Below are 2,702 nucleotides of genomic sequence, written 5' to 3' on the forward strand. Positions count from 1 at the left end.
ATGAGTGCAACAGCACTTAGTGTTGATGCATTAAAGATGACAAGCTTTACCAATGCTGGACAGGCGATGTCAAATATTCAGAATGCAATCAGTATGGTATCTGAACAGCGTTCTTACTTAGGTGCATTACAGAATCGTCTGGAGCATACAATCGCTAACTTGGATAACATTTCTGAGAATACACAGTCTGCAGAGTCTCGTATCCGTGATACAGATATGGCTGAAGAGATGGTTACATACAGCAAGAATAACATCCTTGCTCAGGCAGGACAGTCTATGCTTGCTCAGGCTAACCAGTCTACTCAGGGTGTATTATCACTGTTACAGTAATCAGATATAATTTAAAAGCCGACAGATTGTCTGTCGGCTTTTTTTTACAGGAAATATTTGAATTTACAAAAGGTATTGAAAATGAATAAAGAAAAAATTGAAAAAACAGTAGATGACACACTTCTTATGTTGTATCAGAATAAAGGCAGAGAAGCAGTTGAGAAGGTTGTGTCTCTTTTAGAATTGTTTCAGAATATGATTGAAAATTACAAAGGACAGAATTATACAGAGGTACAAAAAGATGGAGTTGAACTGCAACAGAAGTTGCTGAAAGCATATAAAATACAGGATATTCTTGCAATGGCGGATTGCCTCGAAGTAGATGGAAAAAGATTTCTTTGTGAGTATTATAAAGAGGGAGCAGCTGTTTAGAAAATGAATTTATTTGAAAAGAATATGGATGTTTTGAGTAAAAAGCATTCGAAGATAGCAAAAAAAATAAATGAAATTAATATAGATGAAATAAATGAGAGGATTCGGATTCAATTCAGCCAGGATGGACAAAATGTCCTTTCAGTTTATTGCAGAGATCACTGGTGGGGACTGAACAGTATGGTATCACCGGAGGCGGCATCTGGTATATATGCGAATCGCTATACGATGCGTATGTATGGACTGTATTTTGTTTATGGTTTTTCAGATGGAAGAAGTATTCGGTATATGTTGGAGAAAAGTGATGAAACAAACTGTTTTGTCATATGGGAGCCAGATATAGAAATACTGGCAATGGCGTGCCATTGTTTTGATATTTCAGATTTGTTGGATCATGACAGAATTTTCTGGTGTGTACCTCAGGTGGAAGATAACATTGAAAATATACTTCAGACGGTTGTAACCTATTTGAATATGAAGTTGATAGAATTTTGTATACTGCCAAACTATGATGTGATTTATACAAGACAGTGTGAACAATTTATGCAGAGCTGTACAGAAAAATTGCAAGATGAAGTTATAGCAAAATGTACGCGTCTGGGATTTGATCGAATGATACCGCAGCATATACTGTATCATATGAAAAATATGATTTCACAGAGAAATATAGCACAGATAAAGCAGGCATTTTCAGCATATCCGGTTGCAGATATACCAGTGATTATTGTTTCGGCAGGACCATCATTAGATAAAAATGTAAAGGAGCTTCGTAAAGCACAGGGAAAAGCATTTATTATTGTGGTGGATGCGGCATTACGGACGGTATTGCAGGCTGGTGTGCAGCCGGATATTGTGTGTACGATAGATCCGGAATCTCCAGAACGATTTTTTGAGGGGCTGGAATTAAAAAATATAATCTGGGCATATGGAAGGTGGACGAGACCATGGATTTTTGAAAAGTATGGTGGAAGTGTATTTTATCAAGGGTATTATAGTGGGTTGTGGAATGCGATTATGTCAGATGCATTAGGCTATGAATTTCCACAATTAGTGTCAGGGGGATCTGTAACGGCAGATGCATTTATGCTTGCAGATTATATTGGATTCCGAAAGATTATTCTGGTAGGACAGGATATGGCATTCACGAATGGAATTTCACATACCAGTGGAATTGATGGGGCATTTGGAGATAATGATGACTATATTAACAGCAGGTATTTGGTAAGTGTTCAAGGAATCCATGGAGAAGAACTAAAAACTGATTTCCAGATGTGGCGTTATAAGAAGTGGTTTGAGAAAATCATTCGAATGAATGGTAACCGATTTGAGGTAATCAATGCGACAGAAGGAGGTGCTTGTATTGAAGGCACGGTTAATCGAACATTGTGTGAAACGATAGAAACAGAGTGCCAGGCTGACTTTGACGGATACAATATTTTAAAAAAACTAAAGCCATCATTTTCAAGGGAAAAACAGCAAACATTACAGGAAAAATTATTACAGATTAATGAAGAAGCACAGCATCTGTGCAAAATGTTGGAAAAAAATATTAAAGACCAGAAAGAGTTACTGGATTCATTGAAGACAGAAAAGATTACGGATAATGCGGAAATACTACGACAGTTAAAATTATTGATAGAACAAAATGCATTGATAGAGAGAAATGGTGTATTTGAGTTTTTAGTGTATTATGCGCAAAAAGAAGAATATGATGTTGGAGATGATATCTATACAGACGAAAATATGAAAATTGAAGATATGATACAAAAAAGTATCTATTTGATGGAAAGTTATTTAAAGGGAACAAGGCTGTTTGAAAATGATATAAAAGAATATGCTTTAAAATTTTAGCAAAAAAATGAAAAAGGCTATAAAGAGAAAAAAAATATGGTCGATATAAATAATGAGTAAACAATCAAATGTTACTTAGGGCGGAACAGTCCAGAGCGTACGGCTGGAATGGGAAGCACGGTAAAATGACATGCGGCATGGAAGCCGCA

Annotated in this window: 3 protein-coding genes; all 3 read left to right on the top strand. The window is 36.1% G+C overall.

Annotation, left to right across the window (positions count from 1 at the left end; all coding sequences use genetic code 11):
- Positions 1 to 330, top strand: a 330-nt coding sequence (locus DW650_RS19225; protein ID WP_279217099.1) for a flagellin, incomplete at its 5' end; no start/stop codon positions are given.
- Positions 331 to 411: 81 nt separating this feature from the next.
- Complete coding sequence (locus tag DW650_RS19230; RefSeq protein ID WP_118210876.1) at positions 412 to 702, top strand: hypothetical protein; 291 nt, start codon at positions 412 to 414, stop codon at positions 700 to 702.
- 3 nt (positions 703 to 705) lie between these two features.
- A complete protein-coding gene (locus DW650_RS19235) occupies positions 706 to 2,553 on the top strand; it encodes a motility associated factor glycosyltransferase family protein (protein ID WP_118210877.1) in 1,848 nt (615 codons plus the stop codon).
- Positions 2,554 to 2,702 lie beyond the last annotated feature (149 nt).

The sequence above is a fragment of the Roseburia sp. AM23-20 genome (assembly GCF_003470905.1).
GTDB classification, from domain to species: Bacteria; Bacillota; Clostridia; order Lachnospirales; family Lachnospiraceae; genus Roseburia; species Roseburia rectibacter.

What these genes read in the sequence shown, in the direction of transcription:
- DW650_RS19235 (WP_118210877.1), top strand. Translation starts at nt 706, where the DNA reads ATGAATTTATTTGAAAAGAATATGGATGTTTTGAGTAAAAAGCATTCG.
- DW650_RS19230 (WP_118210876.1), top strand. Translation starts at nt 412, where the DNA reads ATGAATAAAGAAAAAATTGAAAAAACAGTAGATGACACACTTCTTATG.